Below are 17682 nucleotides of genomic sequence, written 5' to 3' on the forward strand. Positions count from 1 at the left end.
TGGGCGCCCCGTCAGGGGCGCGGGGTCCCTGTGATCTGCGGCTCCGCCGCGTGGGCGCGAGTGACCAGAAGCGATGCCGTAGGCCGGCAGCCGGGTCGGAAGACCACGGCTGCCCGTCCGTTCGGACGGTGTGTCAGACCATGGCGAGCCGGTCCACCAGCAGCTCCACCCTCCGCTCGGCGTCCGCCGGCGGCAGCCGTCCCGCCCGGGTCAGGGTGGCCAGCCCGTGCAGGGCCGCCCAGAACACCTCGGTGAACAGTGCCGGGTGGACGCCGTCCCCGGCGACCTCGCCGAGGCTTTCCAGCAGGGCGGCGAAGGCGTCCTTCAGCGGCTCCGGGGTGTCCTCGTGCGCGAACGCCAGGCCGCCGTCGAGCTGGAACATGGCGTCGTAGACCGCCGGGTTGCGCTCGGCGAAGTCGAGGTAAGTGCGGGCGAGGGCGGTGACCCGGGTGCGAGGGCCGTCCGCGGCGGAGGTCGCGGCCCGCAGCGCCGCGGCCATCTCGGCGGCACCCTCGAGGGCGACGGCGCCGATGATCTCGCGCTTGCCGCGGAAATGGCTGTAGAGGACGGGCTGGCTGTATTCGATGCGCTCGGCGAGCTGGCGGGTGGTGACCGCGTCCCAGCCCTGCTGCTCGGCGAGTTCGCGGGCCGTCGCCACGATGAGGCGCTCGCGGCCCGCCCGTTCGCGCTCCTTGCGTTCGTGTACCGACATGGTTCGATCCTAGCACCGCTAGACAATCGATCGCCAGTAGCGCTAGCGTTGCCTCATCGTATAGCAACACTAGATCCCAGGAGGGGTCATCATGCTCAACGCACTCGGGGTCTTCACCACCGTGGTCGTCGGCGTGATGGTGGGGGTGGAGTTCTCCGTCGCCTTCGTCATCAACCGAATCCTCAACGCCCTCCCCGGCGACAACGGCCTGATCGGCCGCGCCCACGGGGGCCGGATGCTCGGCGCCGTGATGCCGTTCTGGTACATCGGCTCGCTCGTCCTGAGCGCGGTCTGGGCCATCGCCGGATGGCATCACCACGGCGCCGGCCTCGTCGTCATCGCCGCCGCGCTGCTGATCCTCAGCGTGATCATGTCGCTCCTGCTGCTCGTCCCGATCAACAACCGGGGCAAGACGTGGACCACCGAGAACCGGCCCGAGGACTGGAAGGAGCAGATGAACCGCTGGGACCGCTTCCACTACGTCCGCGTTGCCGTCATCATCGCCGCCTTCGCCCTGCTGGCCGCCGCCCTCGCCTGAGCCCGCGGGCCGAGACCGCCGTCGGCACCTGGGGAGCGATGGGCGCGGCTGCGGCAGCGTTCGGCCCTACCTTGGGGGCGCTGCTCACCGAGTACACCGACTGGCGGTGGATCTTCCTGGTCAACGTCCCGGTCGCGGCGCTGGTCATCGTCCTCGGCGCGCCCCGGCTGCGCGAGTCGCGCGACCCGCACGCCACCGCCCAGCTGGGGCTGGTCCGACCCCCGGGTACTCGGCGGATTCGTCCTCGCGGCGCTGCTGCTGCCCGTGTTCGTATGGCGCTCCTCGACCACCGGCCGCCCGGTGATGGACCTGTCCTTGTTCAAGAACCGCCAGTTTCGGCTGACCAACGCCGCCACCGTGCTGTTCGCGACCGCCTTCTACGGCATGCTGCTCGGAAACGTCATCTTCCTGCAGACCGAGTGGCACTACTCCGTACTCCGCGCCGCCCTCGCGAGCGCGACCGGCCCGTTTGTGGTCACCGTCGTCGCCCGCCCCGCCAGCCGACTGGCCGCCGCCGTCGGCCACCGCCGCGTGCTGATGGCCGGAGCGGTGTTCTGGGCCGTCGGCTCTGGGGCGTTCGCGATGCTGGTCGGCAGTTCCCCGCAGTGGGCCACGCACTGGCTGCCGTGCACCCTCGTACTCGGCCTGGGCATAGGGCTGACACTCCCGGTCCAGTCCGGCGCGGCCGTGGCCTCGCTGCCACCGGCTCGCTACGCACTCGGCTCCGCAGTGAACTCCAGCTTCCGGCAGCTGGGCGCTGTCCTCGGGATCAGCGTCTTCGTCGCGCTGCTGCGAACCCCGACCCCGGCGACGGCGCTGGGCGACTTCCGCCGCATCTGGTGGGTCTTCGCGGCGGTGGGCCTGGCCAGCGGAGCCGTGCAGCTCATCCCACGGCTCCGGAGCACCCCCGCCGGGGAGGAACCGTCAACGAGCACCGGTATGCCGCTTGAACTGCGGCGATGAACATATGAGCCCCACAGGGGGCGCATCCGTGCGGATGCCGAGAAGCTTCTCGTGGCGAGCGGGACAGACGTGCGTGTCCCGAATAAGTGCACGCTTCACAGTCTCCGGGACTTTTACGCCACGACGTTGATCACGAAGCGGGAGAACGTGAAGTTGGTTCAGGTCCGCCTCGGGCATTCGAAGCCGTCGATCACTCTCGACAAATACGTCGGCTTCTGGCCGACCGAGGAGGACACGACCGCGGCGGCTATCGAATCGGTTCTGGGAGAGCCGGAGCGGGTTCTTCGGCCGAGTGCACGCGTTGTGCACTCCGCCACCGGTACAGGGCCCCGGCGCCTACGGTGACCAGGAGGAACAGCACAGTGAACCACTGGAAGTACCAGTGGCCGCCGGCCGGGTCGTAGACGGCCGCACGGGGCCAGGACAGGTTGACGGTCATGACCAGGCCGTAGACCAGTGCCAGAGCGTTGACCGGGACGCCCCAGCGGCCGAGCGAGAACAGCGGACGGCCGCTCTCGTCCGTACCGTCGGCGGTGCCGTCGGCGTACGTGCCGCGCAGGCGGCGCAGCAGCTGCGGGCCGGTCACCATCGCGTACGCGATGTAGAGCATCGCGATGCAGGTGGTGCCGATGGCCAGGAAGGCGTCCGGGGACAGCAGGTTCAGCAGGCCGAGTGCCGCAGCGCCCACGCCGACCACCAGCACCGGGCCGGCCGGCATGCCGGTGCGCGGTGAGACCTTGGCGAGCCGGGCGGAGAAGGGCAGTACTCCGTCGCGCGCCATGGAGAAGAGCATTCGAGAACCGGCGGTCTGGATGGCCAGTGTGGCCACCGCGATGGCCACCGTTACGTCCGCGAGCAGAGCCTTGCCGACGCCGTTGCCGAGGCTGCTGGTGAGCACATAGCTCAGCCCCTCGCTCGCCAGCCGTCCGTTGGCCAGGCTGGGCGCGGCCAGCAGACCGGCCAGCAGGAGGAGACCGCCGAGCACGCCCGCCGCGGCGAGCGCGGTGAGGATGGTGCGCGGCGCGGTGCGCCGGGGAGCGCGGGTCTCCTCGCTCATCTCGCCCGCGCTGTCGAAGCCGATCAGGACGTACGCGGCGGTGAACGAGCCGACCAGCAGCGCGCCGATCGCGCCGCCCTGACCGCCGGTGTGCAGGGTGACCCCCGGGCCGCGTTCGGCGTGGGTGAACAGCAGCACGATGATCAGACCCGCGCCGATGATCTCGGCGGTGACGCCGATCCGGTTGATGGCGGACATGATGCGGATGTCCAGCAGATTCACGACAGTGGTGAGCACCAGCAGGATCAGGCCGAGCAGCGCCGCGTTGGCCGCGCCGGTGGAGGTGACGGGCGACGGGTCGCCGCCGGTCAACTGGAAACCGGACCAGATCGCGGGCAGCACGACCTGGAGCGCGAGCGCTGCCGCCGCGACGACGACGACCTGACCGATCACCATGATCCATCCGGCGAACCAGCCGAACGCGGGTGTACTGAGCCGGGTCGACCACTGGTAGATCGCGCCGGAGATCGGGTATCGGGCGGCGAGCTCGGCGAAGCACGCCGCGACCAGCAACTGCCCGAGCAGTACCGCAGGCCAGGTCCAGAAGAACGCCGCCCCGCCGAAGGAGTAGCCGAAGGCGAAGAACTGGAAGACGGTGGTCAGCACGGAGATGAAGGAGAAGCCCGCCGCGAAGGAGGCGTACCGCCCCATGCTCCGGTGCAGTTCCTGTCGGTAGCCGAACCCGGCGAGTTCGGCGGCTTCGGTGGCCTCGGCGTTGTGCGGCGGTGCGGTGGCGGCCATGGAGGACCCCTGTCGCTGGATTCCTGTCGGATGACAGAAATTAGGGGCGGCCCGTTTCGCCCGCATGACGCATCCGTATCGGCCGCGATCCGAATTCCTCACCGCTGGATTCCCGCGCTGTGCCGGGCCGCTCCGCGACGCACCCGGCCCCGGCCGAGGTGATGTCCTCAGCCGGGGCGGCGGCTACTTGTGTCGGCGGGTCAGGAGGAGGCGGCCGGAGCGGCCGCTTCCTGCTCCTGCTCCACGCTGCGGTTCCACTCGCCCTTGGAGGCCTGCCAGCCGTCCTCGTCGTGACCGGCGCGCCAGTAGCCGGAAATGGAGAGCCGCTCTCGCGGTACCCCGCGCTCTATCCGCAGCAAGCGGCGCAGCTCCTTCACGAAACCGGCCTCGCCGTGCACAAAGGCGTCCACGGTGCCGTCCGGGAATTCCAGCCCCGAGACTGTCCGCACCAGCGCCTCGCCGATCCGGCCGTCCCGCCGGTGGAGCCAGACGATCTCGGCGTCGGCGGCGTGCTCGATCTTCTGCTCCTCGGCCTCGTCACCGACCTCGATGAAGGCATACGCCCGAGAGCCGGCCGGCAGCCGCTCCAGTGAGGCGGCGATCGCGGGCAGCGCGCTCTCGTCGCCGGCCAGCAGGTACCAGTCCGCGTCCTCGGCCGGCGCATACGCCCCGCCGGGGCCGCCGAACAGGACTTCATCGCCCGGTTGCACCCCGGCGGCCCACGGGCCGGCCAGGCCCTCGTCGCCGTGGTACACAAAATCCACCCACAGCTCGCGCGTCGTCTCGTCCCAGCGCCGCACCGTGTACGTACGGGTCCGGGGCCACTGGTCGCGCGGGATTTCGGCCCGTATCCGCTGGAGGTCGAACGGCTCCGGGTAGGCCACGCCCTCCAGCGGGAACTGCAGCTTGATGTAGTGGTCGGTGTACCGGCCCGCGGAGAAATTCGCCAGCCCCTCACCGCCCAGCACGACCCGGATCATATGCGGTGTCAGCCGCTCGACGCGCTGCACGCGTGCGCGGTGGAGCTGCGGCGGCTTCCGCGCCGGACGGTCTGCCATGACGGTCCTCCAGAATTGTGAGTTAGGTAAGCCTAACTCAAGGTGGTGAGCAGCCGTTGCAAAGATCCGCCCAAGCCCCACCGCTCCGCCAGTGCCTCCAGTACCTCGGGATCGTGCGGCTCGCGCGGCAGTTCAGGGTCGTACGACGGCAGCGGTACGTCGCCGGCCACCCGGACCACCTTCGGGGCGACGGCGACGTAAGCGCGCGCCTCGTCCAGCCGCTTGCGTTGCGAGGGGGTGAGCTTCGACGCCGGGTCACCGGCCGCGGCCATGATCCCGGCCAGGTCACCGTACGCGTCCAGCAGCTTCGCGGCCGTCTTCTCGCCGATGCCGGGCACCCCCGGCAGCCCGTCGCTGGGGTCGCCGCGCAGCAGTGCCAGATCCGCGTACCCCGAACCATCCACCCCGTACTTGCCCCGCAGCCAGGCGCCGTCCACGATGTCCAGGCTGCCCACACCCTTGAGCGGGTAGAGCACCCGCACCTCGCGTGCGTCGTCGACCAGTTGGAACAGGTCCCGGTCGCCCGTGACGATGTCCACCGGCCCGGCCGCCAGGCCGGCCAGGGTGCCGATCACATCGTCGGCCTCGTAGCCGGGCACGCCCACCCGGGCGATGCCGACCGCGTCGAGTACCGCCTCGATCACCGGCACCTGCGGCGAGAGGGTGTCCGGAACCTCCTCGATGTCCGATCCCTCAGAGATCTCCTCCGCCACCCGGTGCGCCTTGTAGGAGGGGATCAGGTCCACCCGCCACTGCGGGCGCCAGTCAGCGTCCATACACGCGACAAGATCGTCGGGGGAGTGGTCGGCCACCAGCCGGGAGATGAAGTCGAGCAGCCCGCGCACCGCGTTCACCGGAGTGCCGTCGGGCGCCCGCACCGAATCCGGCACGCCGAAGTACGCGCGGAAATAGAGGCTGGCCGTATCGAGAAGCATCAGACGTCGAGTCACAGCCCGATCATGCCGCACCCCCGCTGCTCAAGGGGCCCATGTGGCTTCGGTCACGGTTCCGTTTGCACCGGACGATCGCGGGCAGCAGCCGCCCTCGGAGCGCGCCCGACGGCAACCCGATGTCGCGGGAAGGCACCACAGGCATCCCCGGGCCGATCCCGGAGCGCTCCACGACCCGCCAGCGGGGGCGGCGGGTCGTCCTCAGTACGACCCGAGAGGTTTATGTGTCCAGGCTGCAAGCCGAGCATCTGTACAAGGTGTTCGGGCGACGACCCGAAGACGGAGTGCGCAGAATCAAGGAAGGCGCCGACCGTGACGAACTGCGCGAGGACGGTACGACGGCGGCGGTGATCGACGCCACCTTCGACGTGCGCGAGGGCGAGATCTTCGTCGTCATGGGACTGTCCGGGTCAGGGAAGTCCACCCTGCTGCGCACACTCAACGGACTACTGGCACCAACCGCCGGCCGGGTGCTCCTCGACGGCCAGGACCTGACGTCGCTGGACGCACGCGAGCTGCGCCGGGTGCGCTCGCACGGCATCAGCATGGTCTTCCAGCACTTCGCGCTCTTCCCGCACCGCAGCGTGCTCGAGAACGCCGCCTACGGCCTTGAGGTGCAGGGCGTTTCCCGTGCCGAGCGCGAGCGCCGGGCCGCCGAGGCACTGGAGACCACCGGGCTCGGCGGCTGGCAGAAGTCGTGGCCCGACGAGCTCTCGGGCGGCATGCAGCAGCGTGTCGGCCTCGCCCGCGCGCTGGCCACCGACGCCGATGTGCTGCTCATGGACGAGTCCTTCAGCGCGCTCGACCCGCTGATCCGCCGTGACATGCAGGATCAGCTTCTCGAACTGCAGCAGGAGCTGCACAAGACCATCGTGTTCATCACACATGACCTGAACGAGGCCATGCGCCTCGGCGACCGCATCGCCGTCATGCACGACGGCCGGATCGTCCAGATCGGCACGGCCGAGGACATCCTCACGCAGCCGGCCAATGACTACGTGGCCCGCTTCGTCCAGGACGTCGACCGCGCACGGGTGCTCACCGCGAGGTCGATCATGGAGAAGCCGCACCGCCTCGACGCCGGGAACGGCGAGGGCGAGACCGTGTCCCCCGAGCTCCCCATCGCCGACCTGTGTACCGTCAGCGCCCATTCGCCCCACCCCGTCGCGGTGAAGGACGAGGCGGGGAAGCTGCTCGGAGTCGTATCGCAGTCCCGGCTGCTCGCCGCGCTCGGCGAGGACGCGCCCGGTGACGACGGGGGCAGCGGCGCCGTCGACCGGGGCGGCAACCCGAGCGAGGAGGCCCTCAGTGCCTAGGCTCGGCATCGGCACGTGGGTGGAGCACGGCGTCAACTGGCTCCAGTCGCACCTCGGATGGCTCTTCGACTTCATCAACACCGTACTCACCGGGATGTACGACGCGGTCAACGCGTGTCTGGGCGCCCCCGGCCCGCTGCTGATGGCCGGCATCCTCACGGTGCTCGCCTGGTGGCTGCGCGGGCTGCTCGCCGCCGTACTCGCCTTCGCCGGATTCCTGGTGATCGACTCCGTCGGGCTGTGGGACCAGGCGATGGCCACGCTGTCGCTGGTGGTCGTCGCGAGTGTCATCACGATCCTGGTGGCCGTTCCGCTGGGGGTCTGGGCTGCCCGAAGCGGCACCGTCAGCGCCACCCTGCGGCCGGTCCTGGACTTCATGCAGACGATGCCCGCCTTCGTCTACCTGATCCCCGGTGTGGTCTTCTTCAGCATCGGCATCACCCCCGGCCTCATCGCGACCATCATCTTCTCGATGCCGCCCGGTGTACGGATGACGGAACTCGGCATCCGCCAGGTCGACCCCGAACTCGTGGAGGCCGCCGAGGCCTTCGGCACCAGCCCGCGTGACACCCTCTTCCGGGTGCAGTTCCCGCTGGCGCTGCCCACCGTCATGGCCGGCGTCAACCAGGTCATCATGCTGGCGCTGTCCATGGTGGTCATCGCCGGCATGGCGGGAGCCGCCGGGCTCGGCCAGTCCGTCTACTCCGCGGTCACCCAGGTCGACATCGGTCTCGGCTTCGAGAGCGGCCTCGCCGTCGTGATCCTCGCCATGTACCTGGACCGGATGACCGGCGCCCTCAACCAGCGGGTCTCCCCGCTCGGCCGCCGCGCCCTCGCCAAGGCCGCCGCCTCGCCGCGTGGGCCGGGGTTCCTGAACTACCGGCCCGGCACCGCCGTCACGGTCGTCGGCGTCATCGTCCTCGCGCTCGTCGCGAGCGGCCTGAACCTCACCTCCGGCGGTTCCCGGAGCAAGGTCTCCGGGGCCGACGACGTCGGACACGGCAAGCAGGTCAGCATCGGCTACTTCCCCTGGGACGAGGGCATCGCCGCTACGTACCTGTGGCAGAACGTCCTGGAGGACCGCGGCTACAAGCCCAAGCTGCAGCAGCTCGACCCGGGGCCGCTCTACACGGCCCTGGCCAACGGGCAGATGGACGTCCAGTTCGACGGCTGGCTGCCGACGACGCACAAGACCTACTGGGACAAGTACGGCAAGGACCTCACCGACGTCGGGGCCTGGTACGGGCCGACATCACTCGAGCTCACGGTGCCGTCGTATGTGAAGGACGTCAACTCCCTCGCGGACCTCAAGGGCAAGGCCTCGACCTTCAACGGCCGGATCATCGGCATCGAACCGAGCGCCGGAATGATGGGCACCCTCAACAACAAGGTTCTCGGGGCCTACGGCCTGAACGGCGAGTACAAGGTCGTCGCCTCCAGCACCGCGTCGATGCTCGCGGAACTGGACCGGTCCATCAAGAAGAAGGAGCCCGTCGTCGTCACCCTGTGGTCCCCGCACTGGGCCTACGGCAAGTACGACCTGAAGAAACTCAAGGACCCCAAGGGGGCCTGGGGCAAGGGAGACCAGATCCACACGGTCGCCAAGAAGAACTTCGCCACGGACTTCCCGAAGTTCAACGGCTGGCTGAAGAACTTCCACCTCACGGAGAAGCAGCTCGCCTCCCTCGAACTGGAAATCCAGAAGGGTGGCAAGGGCAGCGAGAAGGAGTCCGCCCGCCGCTGGCTGGACGCCAACCCGGGCGTCGAGGCCAAGATGGCGCCCGTGGCCTCCTGAGCCCCGAGCGGACCCTTCCCCGTCTCCGTGTCCGAGGCGGTGCCGAGATCGGCGGCTTCAGCGACAGGGTCTTCACCATGGCCGACCCGCGGAGCACCGGCCGTACGGTGGTGGGGTGACGAACCCCTCCGCCGTGTCGCGCGTGGTCTGCCTCGTGCCTTCGCTCACCGAGGCCGTGGCGGCCACCGCGCCCGGTCTGCTCGTCGGCGCCACCGACTGGTGCAGCCACCCGCCCGGCCTGGACGTGAAGCGGATCGGCGGCACCAAGAACCCCGACACCAAGGGCATCATCGCCCTCGCGCCGGACCTGGTGATCGCCAACGAGGAGGAGAACCGTGAGCCCGACCTCGCCGCCCTGCGGCAGGCCGGGCTCACGGTCATGGTTACCGAGGTTCGATCTCTGGAGCAGGCCTTCGCCGAACTGCACCGCGTCCTGGTGCACGGCTGCGGGCTGCCCCGTCCCGGCTGGCTGGACGCGGCCGAGGCCGCCTGGCGGGACGTACGGTCTCCAAGGCGCCGCCTGCGGGCAGTCGTGCCCATCTGGCGGCGGCCCTGGATGGTGCTGGGCCGCGACACCTTCGCGGGCGACCTGCTTGCCCGTCTCGGCATCGACAATGTGTACGCCCAGCACGCCGAGCGGTATCCGCGGGTCCCGCTCAAGGAGCTCAACGCCTCCCAGGCCGAGCTCGTCGTCCTGCCCGACGAGCCTTACCGCTTCACGGCCGAGGACGGCCCCGAGGCCTTTCCGGGCCTGCCTTCCGCGCTGGTCGGCGGCCGCCACCTGACGTGGTACGGCCCGTCGCTGGCGGAGGCGCCCGGCGCACTGGGCGCTGCGCTCGGCTGCTAGGGCGGGCCCGGCGGGGATGGGGCGGGGGGTGGGGGTCGCCTGCGGCGCTGTCCCCTCCCCGCCCCTTCCCGACTCCGTCCGATTTGCGGCTGGCGCCGCGTGGGGGGCTCCGCCCCGGACCCGCCTCCTACGCCCTGGCGGGCGTGGGAGGGACCCCCGGTCCCCAAACGCCGGACGGCTGGATTTTGCCCCCCCGTTGTGGGCACCCCGGTCAGGGCAGAGCCCCGCGCCGTCAGACGCCAGTGCCGCTCGTCGTGCCCGAAACCTTGATGCCCTTGGTGATCTCGTCCATGACGGACAGCTTCGGCGCCTTGGCGTTGATGTCGAAGCCGTAGCGGACCACGACGAGGTTGCTGGAGCTCGCGGGGGACGGGAAGACCACCGACTGGACGTAGCCGTCGTCGCCCAGCTTGGTCACGACCTGCCAGCGGACGAGGTAACCCTGCTGGCCGGCGACGGTGACCTTCTGCGACTTCAGCACCTTGTGGGAGGTGATGCCGCCGTACGTCGCCTTGCTGTAGGACTCCGCGGCGTTCTGCGAGATGTCCTGCTTGGCGGCACCCTCGGCCGTGGTCGCTGTGATCTTGACCGCTGCGGCGGGCACCGAGAACGCGCCGCCGCGAGAGCACTTCTGGGTCGCGTCGCCGGGGCAGGCGTAGGTGCCGATCTCCACATTGGCCAGGCCGTCCGTGGTCGTCTGGCCCGTCCAGCCGGCCGGGACGGGCAGGCTGATCCCGTCGAGGGCGTCCACGGCGAAGCCGGGGTCCGTGGTCGACGGGGCGCTCGGCTGCGCGCTGGGGCCTCCGAAGCCGCCGCCCGATCCGCCGAGGCCGCCGTTGCCCCCCTCCTGGCCGGGGCCGAGGCCACCCGGGGCGGTGGCCGAGGCGGACGGACCGGGGTCGGCGGTGGTGCCGCTGCTGTTGCCGCTGTTGAGGGCGATCACGCCGCCGACCACGCCGCCCACGACCACGAGGGCGGCGATGATGCCGATGGCGACCTTCCCACGCTGCCGTCCGGGCCCGCTGGACCCGCCGGCCACCACGTCGCCGGAATAGCCGGGATAGCCGGGGTAGTCGGGGTACCCGGCGCCGCCGGGGCCGGGTATCCCGGCCTGGGCGGTGCGGGTGTACTCGGTCCACTCGTTCCCGTCCCACCAGCGTTCCAGGGCCGGGCCGTTGCCTTCGTGCCCGGGCTCTGGATACCAGCCGGGCGGGGTCGCTGTCGTCACGCGCGTCACCTTAGGGCCAGAGGATGAGAATCCTGTGAATCGTTGGCTATTAGAGCGGGGTCACGTAGGCACCCGCAATCCCTCCATCCACCAGGAATTGCGATCCGGTGATGAAGGAGGAGTCGTCGCTGGCAAGAAAGGCCACGGCCGCCGCGATCTCGTCCGCCTCGGCGAACCGCCCCAGCGGGATGTGCACCAGACGGCGGGCGGCCCGCTCGGGGTCCTTCGCGAAGAGTTCCTGGAGCAGCGGGGTGTTCACCGGCCCCGGGCACAGGGCGTTGACGCGGATACCCTCCCGCGCGAACTGCACACCCAGTTCACGTGACATCGCCAGGACCCCGCCCTTGGACGCGGTGTACGAGATCTGCGAGGTCGCGGCGCCCATGACGGCGACAAAACTCGCCGTGTTGATGATCGAGCCCCGGCCCTGGCGGCGCATATACGGAAGCGCCGCCTTGCAGCACAGGTAGACGGACGTCAGGTTCACGTCCTGGACCCGCTTCCAGGCCTCCAGGCCGGTGGTGAGGATCGAGTCGTCGTCCGGCGGGGAGATGCCGGCGTTGTTGAAGGCGATGTCGACTGAGCCGTAGGTGTCGTACGCGGCTTTGAAGAGCCCCTCCACCTGCTCCGGGTCGGTCACATCGACCTTGACGAAGAGCCCGCCGACCTCATCGGCCGCGGCCTTGCCGGAGCTCTCGTCGATGTCGCCGCACACCACTCGCGCGCCCTCGGAGGCGAACCGGCGCGCGGTGGCGAGGCCGATCCCGCTGCCCGCCCCGGTGATCACCGCGGTGCGGCCCACCAGACGGCGGCACACTGCTGCTGTTTCGGTCATGGATCAGTCCTCCGTGCTGATGAATACGTTCTTGGTCTCGGTGAAGGCCGCGAGTGCGTCGGGGCCCAGTTCGCGGCCGAGCCCGGACTGCTTGAAGCCGCCGAACGGCGTCCAGTACCGGACCGAGCTGTGCGAGTTCACCGACAGGTTCCCGGCCGCGGTGCCCCGGGCCAGCCGCAGGGCGCGGCCGATGTCACGGGTCCAGACCGAGCCTGCCAGGCCGTAGGGGGTGGCGTTGGCCAGCCGCAGGGCGTCGGCCTCGTCGGTGAAGGGAAGGACGACGGCGACCGGGCCGAAGATCTCCTCGGTGGCGCTGCGGTCCGCCTCCCCGGTGGGGGCCAGGACGGTCGGCGGGTACCAGAAGCCCTTCCCGGCGGGAGCGGTGCCCCGGATGGCCACCGGGGCGGTTTCCGGGACGTAGGACCGTACCCGGCCCAGCTGTACGGCGGAGATCAGCGGGCCCATGGCGGTGTGCGGGTCGGCGGGGTCGCCGACGGTGACGGACCGCACGGCCGGTTCCAGGAGCTCCAGGAAGCGGTCGTAGACCTCGCGCTGCACCAGAAGGCGACTACGGGCGCAGCAGTCCTGGCCGGCGTTGTCCAGGAAGGACATGGGGGCGGTGGCCGCGGCTTTTTCGAGGTCGGCGTCGGCGAAGACGATGTTCGGGGACTTACCGCCGAGTTCCAGGGTGATCCGCTTGAGGCTGTCCGCGCACTTGGCCATGATCCGCTTGCCGACGGCCGTGGACCCGGTGAAGACGATCTTCGCGACGCCGGGGTGCTCCACGAGCGCCGCGCCCGCCACCGGCCCGGTGCCGGGCAGCACCTGGAAGAGGTCTTCGGGCAGCCCCGCCTCCAGGGCGAGCCGGGCCAGCCGGAGCGCGGTGAGCGGGGTGGTCTCGGCGGGCTTGAGAATCACCGCGTTGCCCGCCGCGAGGGCGGGCGCGATGCCCCAGGCGGCGATCGGCATGGGGAAGTTCCAGGGCGCGATGACGCCGACCACGCCGAGAGGTTCGAGGAAAGTGATGTCGATACCGCCGGGGACCGGGATCTGGCGGCCGCTGAGCCGCTCCACTCCTCCGGCCGCGTAGTCGAGCAGATCGCGGACATTGCCCGCCTCCCAGCGGGCGTTGCCGATGGTGTGGCCGGCTTCCTGGACCTCCAGCCGGGCCAGTTCCTCGATGTTGCCGTCGACGACGGCCGCGAAGCGGCGCAGCAGCCGGGCCCGGTCGGCGGGGGCCAGGGCCGCCCACCCCGTCTGGGCCCGCGCGGCCCGCACCACGGCCGCGTCGACATCGTGCGGCCGCGCCGCGGGCACAGTGGCGACCACCTCTTCGGTGGCCGGATTCAGCACTTCCAGGCTCAGCACTTCCACGTCGGGCACGGACAGTTCCTCACATGCGTTCGAAGGAGCGGTACCGCTCCCAGTCGGTCACGGCGGTGTCGTAAGCGTCCTGCTCCACGCGGGCCGTGTTCAGATAGTGCGCGACGACCTCGTCGCCGAAAGCGGCCCGTGCGACGGTGCTCGCCTCCCACAGTGCGGCCGCCTCCCGGAGCGTTGCGGGGACATGCTCGACGCCTTCGGCGGTGTAGGCGTTGCCGGTGACCGGCTCGGCAAGGGTGAGCTTGTGCTCGATCCCGTACAGCCCGGCCGCGACCATCCCGGCGACGGCGAGGTACGGGTTCACATCGCCGCCCGGGACCCGGTTCTCGAAGCGGAGCGCTGCGGGGGAGTGGCCGACGACGCGCAGCGCGCAGGTGCGGTTGTCATGGCCCCAGGCGACGGCGGTGGGGGCGAAGGAGCCCGGCCGGAACCGTTTGTAGGAGTTGATGTTCGGCGCGTAGAGCAGTGCGAAGTCGCGGAGCGCGGCGAGTTGTCCGGCCAGGAAGTGCCGCATCGTGTCGGACATTCCGCCGGGGCCGTCGCCCGCGAAGACCGGGGTGCCGTTCTCGTCCCGCAGGGACAGGTGGATGTGGCAGGAGTTGCCCTCCCTGGCGTCGTACTTCGCCATGAAGGTGAGCGCCGTGCCCTCCTGGGAGGCGATCGCCTTGGCACCGGTCTTGTAGACGCTGTGCTGGTCGCAGGTGGTCAGCGCCTCGTCGTAGCGGAAAGCGATCTCGTGCTGCCCGAGATTGCACTCGCCCTTCGCGGACTCCACGCGCATGCCGGCCGCGCCCATCTCGTTGCGGATCCGGCGCAACAGGGGCTCGATCCGGCCGGTGCCGAGGAGCGAGTAGTCCACGTTGTACTGGTTGGCCGGGGTGAGATCGCGGTAGCCGCCGGTCCAGGCCTGCTCATATGTGTCGCGGAAGACGATGAACTCCAGCTCGGTGCCGACGTGCGCCGACCAGCCGAGTTCGGCCAGACGGTCCAGCTGGCGGCGGAGGATCTGGCGCGGCGAGGCCACCACCGGTCCGCCGTCCGGCCAGGCGAGGTCGGCGGTGACCAGAGCGGTGGCCGCGTCCCAGGGAGTACGGCGCAGGGTGACGAGATCGGGATGCATGGCGAAGTCGCCGTAGCCGCGCTCCCAGGACGACATGGCGTAGCCGTCGACGGTGTTCATGTCGGCGTCAACGGCCAGCAGGTAGTTGCACCCTTCCGTGCCGTGTTCCAGAACGTCGTCGAGGAAGTGGCGGGCGGCGAATCTCTTGCCCTGGAGACGGCCCTGCATATCGGTGAAGGCGACGACAACGGTGTCGATCTCCCCGGTCTCGACCAGGTCGCGCAGCGCGTCGACGGTCAGTGGTGGCGTGCGGTCTGCCACGGAAGTGCCTCCTGTCAGCCCGAGAATGATCCAAAGTTATGGGTTCGGAGGATGGTTTGGGTACGGTTACGTCGCAGAAGAGCCCAGGAGGTTTCTGTGCCGCGCGTGTCGCGACCACTGATCGGAATCAGTACATACCTGGAGCAGGACGTGCGCTGGGGCGCCTGGCGGCTGCCCGCGGCACTGCTGCCCGACGGCTATCCGCGTCTCGTACAGCGCGCGGGCGGCCTGGCCGCGATGCTCCCGCCGGACGTTCCGGCCGCCGCCGCGCAGGTCGTGGCGCGGCTGGACGGGCTGGTCATCGCGGGCGGCCCGGACGTCGAGCCCGTACGGTACGAAGCCGTGCCCGATCCACGGACCGGGCCGCCCGCACCGGAGCGGGATGCCTGGGAGCTCGCGCTCATCGACGCCGCGCTGGCGGCCGGCATTGCGCTGCTGGGCATCTGCCGAGGCCATCAGCTGCTCAACGTCGCGCTCGGCGGGACACTCGTCCAGCACCTTGACGGGCACGCCGGGACCCCCGGCGTCTTCGGTGAGCACACCGTCAAGCCCGTGTCCGGCACCCGCTACGCGGCCATCGAGCCCGAGGCCGTATCCGTCCCGGCTTTCCACCACCAGGCGGTGGACCGCCTCGGGCGCGGGCTGGTGGTGAGCGCCCACGCCGAGGACGGCACTCCCGAGGCCGTCGAGCTGCCCGGCGAGCGCTTCGTCCTGGGCGTGCAGTGGCACCCGGAGATGGGCGAGGACGAACGGGTGATGCGCGCGCTGGTCACAGCTGCAGCTTGAAGCCGATGTGCGAACCGGAGAAGCCGAGCCGCTCGTAGAAGCGGTGCGCCTCGGTGCGGGCCGTGTCCGAGGTCAGCTGGACCAGGGTGCAGCCCAGGCGGCGCGACTCCTCGATGGCCCACTCCATCAGCCGCGTACCGAGACCGGTGCCGCGTGCGTCGCGGTGTACCCGGACCGCCTCGATGATCGAGCGGGTCGCGCCCCGGCGGGAAAGTCCCGGGACGACGGTCAGCTGCAGTACGCCGACGAGCCGGCCGTCCCGCTCGGCCACGGTGAGATGTTGGCCCGGGTCGGCGGCGACGCGCTCGTATGCGGCGTAGTACGGCGCCAGGTCGTCGGGCGTCTCGCGGCCCCTGCCGAGCCCGTCGTCGGCGAACATGGCGACGATCCCGGGTATGCCGGCCGCGGTGGCCCGCCGGAACTGAAGATCACTCATGGCCGCAGCCTATGCTCCAGCCACGCCAAGGCCGCGTCCCCCTGAGCCTGCTGGAAGGCGCGCAGGGTCGGCAGGCCTGGCGGCGGGGGCTGGCGGGCGCCGTCCAGGAACATGCCGGTGAGTGCCGCCAGCGCGCACGTCACATGGGCGGGGTCGGCGCCCTTGGACACCGGGTGGGCGGTGAACACCTCCTCCGGGTCCGGGCCGCCCCGCATCGCCACACTGGGCAGCATCCCGAGCAGGTCGAACCACGGTGCGGCCACGCACGCCCAGGGCCAGTCAACGACCACGACCCGGCCGTCCGGCGTGAGGAGGAGGTTGTCGGCCCTCAGGTCGCAGTGGGCCAGCGTGGTCCCGGCGAGCGCCTCCGGCCAGCCGGACTCCAGGTCCGCGAGGCGGTCGAGGCGGAGCACGGCCCACGGGTCGAGGCCGGTGAGGTCGTCCGCGCCGCCGTTCCGGGCCGCGACGAGCCTCCGCCAGCCGCGGAAGGACTCCTTGAGCCGCGCCGCCACGGGCGGGGCGGCCACGGGTGTGGGCGTCAGGCTCTCCGCCAGCTCCGCGAGCGCGTGCAGGACCCGGTCCAACTCGGCCGGGACCCAGGGCTCTTGCGGCATCCGGCCCTCGACGTCCTCGAAGAGCAGCACGACCCAGCCGTCCTCGTCGAAGGAGGCCAGGAGGCGGGGCGCGGGTGCGGTGGGCGGGAGTGCCGAGGAGATCCACACCTCGTCGCGGTAGATCCCGGGCGACTCGGGATTCTGTGCCGGGCTCACGGCCTTCACGAACGCCCGCCGCCCGTCGGCCAGCCTCAGCCGCGCCGCCACGCCCGGGGAGAACCCGCCGCTCTGGTTCGCCGCCTCCACCACCGGCGCCCCCAGGCGCGCCTCGGCCTTCGCCCGTACGTCGGCGGGCACGGCGGCCCAGAGCATTCGCACGCCCGCGGCGGGCGTGCCGCTCATCGTCCCACCCCGAAGAGGGCCAGGCACGGCTCCAGCCCGTGCACCTCCACCGGGACGGTGCGGTGCGCCTCCCAGCCCGCGCGGTCCAGGCGCAGCCGCTGCACCGTACGGGCCTGTCCGCGTACGGAGTGCACCATGAGGCCGTCCGGCCGGTAGCCGAGCTTCCGCGAGACGCCGAGCGAACGCGGGTTGTCCGTCATCGCGCCCGAGGTGGCGCATCGTGCGCCCAGTCCCTCGAACGCCAGATGCAGCACAGCGGCCCGCATCTCCGTGCCGATGCCCAGTCCCTGGTGGGCCATGCCGAGCCACGAACCGCTGTCGGTCTCGCGGGTCACCGCGAAGTCGGTCGCGCTGAGGTCCTGCCGCCCGACGACCTTGCCCTCGGACGACACAGCGAGGCTCAGCGCCCATTTCTCCGGCCGCCACTCGCCGATCGTACGGAGTACGTGCTGGAAGACCCCACGGCCGCGCTCGGCGGAGCCGACATCGGTCCACGGGAAGCTGAACGGCGTCCACGACGGATCGTGAATGCCGTCCGCGGCGACTGCCGCCAGCTCATCGAGCAGCCCGACGTCCGGCAGCCGCAGCTCCAGCCGAGGTGTCGTGATGCGCAGCCCGTACAGGGGCCAGTGACGCGTCTCCATGAAGAGAGCCTGCCGGAGGCCGCGACCTGCGGTCGAACGAATTAAGAGGCCGCGCG

17 protein-coding genes and 1 pseudogene are annotated in these 17682 nt (G+C 70.7%); 7 read left to right on the forward strand and 11 right to left on the reverse strand.

All coding sequences use genetic code 11. The features are described 5' to 3' along the window. Nucleotides 1–133 precede the first annotated feature (133 nt). Entirely contained in the window at nucleotides 134–712 is a 579-nt protein-coding gene (locus FCI23_RS06020; RefSeq protein WP_136722400.1) for a TetR/AcrR family transcriptional regulator, read from the reverse strand. A gap of 91 nt (nucleotides 713–803) precedes the next feature. Here FCI23_RS06020 and FCI23_RS06025 point away from each other — a divergent pair, with 91 nt between their 5' ends. From FCI23_RS06025 to FCI23_RS06035, 3 genes and pseudogenes are all read left to right on the forward strand, one after another. Continuing rightward, the gene (locus FCI23_RS06025) at nucleotides 804–1250 is read left to right on the forward strand and encodes a DUF1772 domain-containing protein (protein ID WP_136722401.1); all 447 of its coding nucleotides are present in this window, start codon (nucleotides 804–806) and stop codon (nucleotides 1248–1250) included. Continuing rightward, a pseudogene (locus FCI23_RS63590) lies at nucleotides 1247–1429 on the forward strand (MFS transporter); the annotation flags it as partial. The gene FCI23_RS06025 and the pseudogene FCI23_RS63590, both read left to right, overlap by 4 nt. An 85-nt stretch (nucleotides 1430–1514) precedes the next feature. Continuing rightward, nucleotides 1515–2213 (forward strand): MFS transporter, encoded by a 699-nt coding sequence (locus FCI23_RS06035; RefSeq protein ID WP_136722402.1) that lies wholly within the window; start codon nucleotides 1515–1517, stop codon nucleotides 2211–2213. A 247-nt stretch (nucleotides 2214–2460) separates the two neighbouring features. Here the strand turns inward: FCI23_RS06035 and FCI23_RS06045 are convergent, their stop codons facing one another. From FCI23_RS06045 to FCI23_RS06055, 3 genes are all read right to left on the reverse strand, one after another. Next, nucleotides 2461–4011 (reverse strand): amino acid permease, encoded by a 1551-nt coding sequence (locus tag FCI23_RS06045; RefSeq protein ID WP_136722403.1) that lies wholly within the window; start codon nucleotides 4009–4011, stop codon nucleotides 2461–2463. A 200-nt stretch (nucleotides 4012–4211) separates the two neighbouring features. Further along, nucleotides 4212–5069: a siderophore-interacting protein gene (locus FCI23_RS06050; protein ID WP_136722404.1), complete on the reverse strand. Its 858-nt coding sequence runs from the start codon at nucleotides 5067–5069 to the stop codon at nucleotides 4212–4214. Between the two features lie 32 nt (nucleotides 5070–5101). After that, nucleotides 5102–6004 carry a 5'-3' exonuclease gene (locus FCI23_RS06055; RefSeq protein WP_136722573.1) on the reverse strand — a complete coding sequence of 301 codons (903 nt, stop codon included), beginning with the start codon at nucleotides 6002–6004 and terminating at the stop codon, nucleotides 5102–5104. Nucleotides 6005–6243: 239 nt separating this feature from the next. Here FCI23_RS06055 and FCI23_RS06060 point away from each other — a divergent pair, with 239 nt between their 5' ends. From FCI23_RS06060 to FCI23_RS06070, 3 genes are all read left to right on the forward strand, one after another. Next, on the forward strand, nucleotides 6244–7335 hold the full coding sequence (locus FCI23_RS06060; protein WP_136722405.1) for a quaternary amine ABC transporter ATP-binding protein: 1092 nt from the start codon (nucleotides 6244–6246) through the stop codon (nucleotides 7333–7335). Beyond that, nucleotides 7328–9130 carry an ABC transporter permease/substrate binding protein gene (locus FCI23_RS06065; protein WP_136722406.1) on the forward strand — a complete coding sequence of 601 codons (1803 nt, stop codon included), beginning with the start codon at nucleotides 7328–7330 and terminating at the stop codon, nucleotides 9128–9130. The genes FCI23_RS06060 and FCI23_RS06065 overlap by 8 nt, the downstream gene beginning before the upstream one ends. A gap of 142 nt (nucleotides 9131–9272) precedes the next feature. After that, a complete protein-coding gene (locus FCI23_RS06070; protein WP_136722574.1) occupies nucleotides 9273–9977 on the forward strand; it encodes a helical backbone metal receptor in 705 nt (234 codons plus the stop codon). Nucleotides 9978–10209: 232 nt separating this feature from the next. Here FCI23_RS06070 and FCI23_RS06075 read toward each other — a convergent pair whose 3' ends face one another. The 4 genes from FCI23_RS06075 to FCI23_RS06090 are packed head-to-tail and all read right to left on the reverse strand — an operon-like array spanning nucleotide 10210 to nucleotide 14804. Beyond that, the gene (locus tag FCI23_RS06075) at nucleotides 10210–11205 is read right to left on the reverse strand and encodes a DUF2510 domain-containing protein (protein WP_136722407.1); all 996 of its coding nucleotides are present in this window, start codon (nucleotides 11203–11205) and stop codon (nucleotides 10210–10212) included. A gap of 49 nt (nucleotides 11206–11254) precedes the next feature. Then, nucleotides 11255–12040: a 3-oxoacyl-ACP reductase gene (locus tag FCI23_RS06080; RefSeq protein ID WP_136722408.1), complete on the reverse strand. Its 786-nt coding sequence runs from the start codon at nucleotides 12038–12040 to the stop codon at nucleotides 11255–11257. 3 nt (nucleotides 12041–12043) lie between these two features. Then, nucleotides 12044–13423, reverse strand: a complete 1380-nt coding sequence (locus FCI23_RS06085; protein WP_246143416.1) for an aldehyde dehydrogenase family protein — start codon at nucleotides 13421–13423, stop codon at nucleotides 12044–12046. A 10-nt stretch (nucleotides 13424–13433) separates the two neighbouring features. After that, nucleotides 13434–14804: a glutamine synthetase family protein gene (locus FCI23_RS06090; protein WP_136722409.1), complete on the reverse strand. Its 1371-nt coding sequence runs from the start codon at nucleotides 14802–14804 to the stop codon at nucleotides 13434–13436. A 51-nt stretch (nucleotides 14805–14855) separates the two neighbouring features. On the opposite strand from FCI23_RS06090, the gene FCI23_RS06095 reads away from it, so the two are divergent. Further along, the gene (locus FCI23_RS06095) at nucleotides 14856–15590 is read left to right on the forward strand and encodes a gamma-glutamyl-gamma-aminobutyrate hydrolase family protein (protein ID WP_136722410.1); all 735 of its coding nucleotides are present in this window, start codon (nucleotides 14856–14858) and stop codon (nucleotides 15588–15590) included. Here the strand turns inward: FCI23_RS06095 and FCI23_RS06100 are convergent. Genes FCI23_RS06100 through FCI23_RS06110 form a run of 3 tightly spaced genes read right to left on the reverse strand, consistent with a single transcriptional unit; the run spans nucleotide 15574 to nucleotide 17626 of the window. Further along, entirely contained in the window at nucleotides 15574–16026 is a 453-nt protein-coding gene (locus FCI23_RS06100) for a GNAT family N-acetyltransferase (protein WP_136722411.1), read from the reverse strand. The genes FCI23_RS06095 and FCI23_RS06100 overlap by 17 nt on opposite strands. Then, nucleotides 16023–16982: an aminoglycoside phosphotransferase family protein gene (locus FCI23_RS06105; RefSeq protein WP_136722412.1), complete on the reverse strand. Its 960-nt coding sequence runs from the start codon at nucleotides 16980–16982 to the stop codon at nucleotides 16023–16025. Before FCI23_RS06105 ends, FCI23_RS06100 begins: the two co-directional genes overlap by 4 nt. After that, a complete protein-coding gene (locus tag FCI23_RS06110; protein ID WP_136722413.1) occupies nucleotides 16979–17626 on the reverse strand; it encodes a GNAT family N-acetyltransferase in 648 nt (215 codons plus the stop codon). Before FCI23_RS06110 ends, FCI23_RS06105 begins: the two co-directional genes overlap by 4 nt. Between the last annotated feature and the right edge of the window lie 56 nt (nucleotides 17627–17682).

Source organism: Actinacidiphila oryziradicis, assembly GCF_005047355.1.
In the GTDB taxonomy this organism is placed as follows: domain Bacteria; phylum Actinomycetota; class Actinomycetes; order Streptomycetales; family Streptomycetaceae; genus Actinacidiphila; species Actinacidiphila oryziradicis.